Source organism: Protofrankia sp. CiP1_Cm_nod3 (assembly GCF_982290655.1).
Genome location: NZ_CEVIVD010000038.1, coordinates 27,898 through 31,727, shown reverse-complemented (window position 1 = coordinate 31,727; position 3,830 = coordinate 27,898). Strand labels below are relative to the sequence as shown.

The window sequence follows — 3,830 nt, the reverse complement described above, 5'->3', positions numbered from 1 at the left end:
TGCCGGCCACCGCCGGGGTGTCGGCGGTGGCCGGCCGCGCCGTCATCGGGCCGGCCGTCGGCGGCGCGCGGGAGAAAAGGGTCGCGCCGCCGTCGGCCGGCCGGAAGGCCACTGGTCGGACACCGGCCCGACATCCCGTCAGAACTGGACGAAGAAGGCGCCGCCGACGTAGTCGGCCGCCGTGGCGAACAGACCGCCGAAGAGCCCAGCGGCCCAGCCGAGGTCGGTGTAGTCCCAGACGGCCATCGCCGAACGCTCCGGAAGCAGCTCGGCGTGTTCCGCCGCCAGCTCGGCGGCGTCCAGGCCAGTTGTAGTCGTCATCACGTTTCCCTTTCGGATGTCATCGCCCGCTGAACGGCCGATAATGATCGCACCTGTCCGCACGCCTGTTCCGCCGGGCCTGCGCGTTGTTCCACGGAGCTGTTCCACGGAGCTGTTCCGCGGCTGTTCCAGGTGCCTTTTTCATATGTGATGAACCGCAGGCGACCGCACCCGGTGGACGACGGGCACGGAAGCACGGCCGTATGGCCGACACAGTTCGCCGCATACCTCGGCCAGGTCGTCACAGGCCGCTTTTGCGGTCCATCGGGACTGGACTTTAGAGGCCAGAGCGGCGGAGCGCAAGCAACCGGCCACTTCCAGTCGCCATGGGTCCGAATCCGGATTCAGGTAAATCGTTTCACGCTATTTCTCGACGACTGGCCACCAGTTACCCGATATCACCTTTTCAGCGGACCGGGCGGACCCGCGTGGCAGACCTTCCCGGCCCGGCCACGGGACGGTCACGACCGTCCCCGCCCAGGGCCGGCCAGAGGGACGGAGGCCGGCCAGAGAACAGGGCCTGTCACGGAACAGGGCCGGTCAGAGAACGGGCAGGTACCGGTCGATCTCGAACGGCGTGACCTGGCGGCGGTACTCGGCCCACTCGGCCCGCTTGTTCCGCAGGAAGAACTCGAAGAGGTCGGCGCCGAGCGTGTCGCGCACCAGCTCCGACCGCTCCATGGTCGCGATCGCCTCCTCCAGCGTGCCGGGCAGCGCCGTGATGCCCCGCTCGTTGCGCTGCGGCTCGGTCAGGGTCCACACGTCGTCCGCCGCCGGCGGCGGCAGCTCGTACCCCTCCTGGATGCCCCGCAGGCCCGCGGCGAGTATCAACGCGAACGCCAGATAGGGATTGCAGGCGCTGTCCGGCGACCGGAACTCGATCCGGGTCGCGTTCGGCTTGTTCGGCTTGTGCAACGGTATCCGCACCAGGGCGGAACGGTTGTTGTGCCCCCAGCACACATAGGCGGGCGCCTCCAGCACCTCACCGGCACGCTGGTCGCCGACGATCCGTTTGTAGGAGTTCACCCACTGGTTGGTCACCGCGGTGATCTCGGCCGCGTGAACGAGCAGACCGGCGATGAAAGCCTGCGCGACCTTGGAGAGATGATAGGGGTCGGTCGGGTCGTAGAAAGCGTTCCGGTCACCCTCGAAAAGGCTGAGGTGGGTGTGCATGCCCGACCCGGCCTGGTCGCTGTACGGCTTCGGCATGAACGTCGCGTAGATACCCTGCCGCAGCGCGACCTCCTTCACCACCTGACGAAATGTCATGATATTGTCGGCGATCGTCAGGGCGTCGGCGTATCGCAGGTCGATCTCCTGCTGGCCGGGCGCCACCTCGTGGTGGCTGAACTCGACGGAGATACCCAGCCGCTCGAGCACCCCGATGGCCTGCTGCCGGAAATCATGGCTGATGTCGTTCGGCGTGATGTCGAAATACCCGGAGTCGTCGACCGGCGGCGGCACCGGCGCACCGCGCCGCGGCGGCTGCCGCAACAGGAAGAACTCGATCTCGGGATGGGTGTAGAAGGTGAAACCGGCCTCCGCCGCGGTGGCCAGCGTCCGCCGCAGGACCCAGCGGGAATCCGCCGGGGACGGCGCGCCACCCGGCATGACGAGATCGCAGAACATCCGCGCGGTCACCGGGCTGTCCCCGCGCCAGGGCAGCACCTGGAAGGTCGACGGATCCGGCTTGACGAGCATGTCCGCCTCGTGGACCCGGGCGAAGCCCTCGATGGACGACCCGTCGAACCCGATGCCCTCGGCGAGCGCCCCCTCCAGTTCGGCCGGCGCGATCTCGACGGACTTCAGCACGCCGAGGACGTCGGTGAACCACAACCGGATGAACCGGATGTCGCGTTCCTCGAGGGTTCGCAGAACGAACTCCTGCTGCTTGTCCATGGCAGCCTCCGCGCTGAAGAGGGCTGAACGATGTCGGCTCGCCGTCGCGGGCGGGCAGGTGGTCCAAAGAGCACCGATCGGATAGCTCCCAGCCGACCTTAGCGACTGGCCTGTCCGAACGCCCCGGCACGGCATCCCGACAACCAGACCCGTGACGTATTGTCACAGCCGAGTCCGGATTGGCGGCACCCTGGGCCAAAGATGACGCGATCATTCGGCGGCGGGGTGACAGCGGCGGGCCGCGGCCCGTCACGCCGGTGTGGCCAGCGGGTCAGCCGACGGCCGGTATCCCCGCTGTCGGCTGGCCCGCCGGCAGCTCGGCCGTGTCGGGCCCGGAACGCTGGAGGATCCCGCGCAGGACCGTGTCGACCACCCCGGTGATCCGGGAGCCGCTGACGTCACGCAGGTGCCCGGTGTACTGCCAGTAGGCGACGGAGCCGACCAGCATGTCGATGATCATGTCGATGTCGATGTCGGGGCTCAGTTCCCCCGAGACGATGCCGTCACGCAGCAGAGCGGCCACCCGGTCCCGCACCGGTGCCATGACCCGCCGGCGGTAGGCCTCGAACAGATCGGGATGTTCCTCCTTCTCGGCCAGCAGCCTGGGCAGGATGCGACCGGCCAGCGTCTGGATGCTGTGCTTGCGCACGGTGTTCAGCCAGGCGACGAGATCGTCGCGCAGCGACCCGGTCTGTGCCCCGCCCGAGAGATCCGCAAGGGTGCCCAGTGCCTCGACGACCAGGGCGTCCTTGGTCGGCCACCGCCGGTAGACCGTTGCCTTGCCGACCCCGGCCCGCGCCGCGACCGCCTCCATCGACAGCCCGGCGAACCCGTAGTCGGCGAGCGTGTGCAGGGTCGCGCTGATGATCGCTTCGTCCCGGCGGGTGTCGCGGGGACGCCCCGGCGCGCGCATCGGTGGCCGCGCCGGCTCGGGCCCGCGCCGGTCGACAGGTGGGTGGTGCTGCTCGCCGGCCGCCGATCGCGCCGGCCCGGACGCGCATCCGCCCGGCATCGTCACGACGGACGTCCCGCCCCGGCCCCGGCCCGCGGACGGCCGGCCCGGGTACACCTGGTCGAACCCCATGCCGGAGGCCACCGCACGGGCCGTCCCGCGGGCCGTGACCGGCACGCCCCGGGCCCTATCGAGGGCCGTGCCGGCAACGGTGGCGAGGGCGGCGTCGAGAGCCGTCGGCGGCGCCACGCCGGATACCGCGACAGGCCCGGCATCGGGTCCGGCATCGGGTTCGGCATCGGGTTCGACACAGCGCGCCCGCTCACCCGCGGCCACTGCCGTCCACCTCTGTGGTTCCTGCTGTGCCCCATAGGTCCCGTCCGCCGAAGTTGTGTCCCGACCGTCGGATGGCGCCCCCTACATCCAAGATCGAAGCCTACGGTGAGCCAGGCCACGACGCATCTGTTTCCGCCCCGGTGGCAGCATGGAGGGGACGCCGGGACGCGCCAGCGCCCGGACGGACCAACAGGAGATCGCATGAACAGGACAGCGGAAGTCTGTTCCGCCGCGCCCACCGCCGCGGCCGGGGAAGCGACGACGCTGTACGGCGCGTCGACGGCACCGGGCAGCTCAGCGGGAGGATCAGGATCAGGGCCGG

General features: G+C 69.8%; 3 protein-coding genes. All 3 read right to left on the bottom strand.

Annotation, left to right across the window (positions count from 1 at the left end; genetic code table 11):
• Positions 1 to 138: 138 nt before the first annotated feature.
• Positions 139 to 321 carry a hypothetical protein gene (locus AC5LUJ_RS10050; RefSeq protein ID WP_250281826.1) on the bottom strand — a complete coding sequence of 61 codons (183 nt, stop codon included), beginning with the start codon at positions 319 to 321 and terminating at the stop codon, positions 139 to 141.
• A 540-nt stretch (positions 322 to 861) separates the two neighbouring features.
• The gene (locus AC5LUJ_RS10045) at positions 862 to 2,220 is read right to left on the bottom strand and encodes a glutamine synthetase family protein (protein WP_250281827.1); all 1,359 of its coding nucleotides are present in this window, start codon (positions 2,218 to 2,220) and stop codon (positions 862 to 864) included.
• A gap of 271 nt (positions 2,221 to 2,491) precedes the next feature.
• Complete coding sequence (locus AC5LUJ_RS10040; protein WP_250281829.1) at positions 2,492 to 3,421, bottom strand: TetR/AcrR family transcriptional regulator; 930 nt, start codon at positions 3,419 to 3,421, stop codon at positions 2,492 to 2,494.
• Between the last annotated feature and the right edge of the window lie 409 nt (positions 3,422 to 3,830).